Origin of the sequence: Acinetobacter sp. TYF_19 (assembly GCF_043105125.1) — a bacterium.
GTDB classification, from domain to species: Bacteria; Pseudomonadota; Gammaproteobacteria; order Pseudomonadales; family Moraxellaceae; genus Acinetobacter; species Acinetobacter johnsonii.
On the sequence record NZ_JBICLH010000028.1, the window covers coordinates 1 to 866 of the forward strand.

1 protein-coding gene and 1 pseudogene are annotated in these 866 nt (G+C 41.1%); both read left to right on the forward strand.

Going from position 1 to position 866, the window contains the following annotated elements; all coding sequences use genetic code 11:
* Positions 1-533, forward strand: a 533-nt coding sequence (locus ACF8FD_RS03085) for a GlxA family transcriptional regulator (protein ID WP_392453139.1), incomplete at its 5' end; no start/stop codon positions are given.
* A gap of 224 nt (positions 534-757) precedes the next feature.
* A pseudogene (locus ACF8FD_RS03090) lies at positions 758-866 on the forward strand (IS5/IS1182 family transposase); the annotation flags it as partial.

Below are 866 nucleotides of genomic sequence, written 5' to 3' on the forward strand. Positions count from 1 at the left end.
ATGACGCCCTGTATGTAGAAGACCAAAGGATCGTAACCTCTGCTGGAACAGGCGCAGCGTTAGACTGCTGCTTGTACTTGGTACGTGAAATCTATAATGCACGAATTGCGAATAAAGTTGCTAGAGTAATGGTGATCCCGCCTCACCGTGAAGGTGGGCAAACTCAGTTTATTGAACAGCCAGTCGCAGAATCGAGCCAAGATGCACAAATTAACCTATTACTTGATTTTTTAAGAAAGAATTTAGCCTTACAACATAATATTGAAAGCCTCGCTGAACGGACACATATGACACGCAGGACGTTCACACGGCACTTTAAGAAAGCGACAGGTATGACCTTAGTCGATTGGCTGAATACTGAAAGAATCAGATTAAGTTGTGAACTTTTAGAAGCGACAAACTTGTCTATCGAAAAGATAACCGAGCTTTCAGGTTTTAATAATACTGTGTCATTTAGAAAGAATTTCCGTGAAAAATATGGCACCTGCCCACTAGCATGGAGAAAAGCATTTGGGATCAAAAAAAAAAGATAATCATCCCCACTTTCTATAAAAGAGTTATTCGAAACAGCCCTCACACAAGGACTATTCCAATTCACACACTGCACAAAGACAGTGACTGTACCTTTATCAAAATCGAATCCGCTGTTCAGGCTGAGAGCAGGATGCACAGCATGAATGTTTTGATCATGATAGAAACAAAGGGCTTTGTTGCACAAACCTATCTGTAAAGGGTTTTTCAGCGATATAATTTTCAAATGAAGAAGCCTACACACAAAATCTACCGCACAACCAATAGGCCCGCATATAACCGAGCACTCATGAGTCGCGGAAATATTGCCATTTGGTTTGATCCTGCTTCGCAAT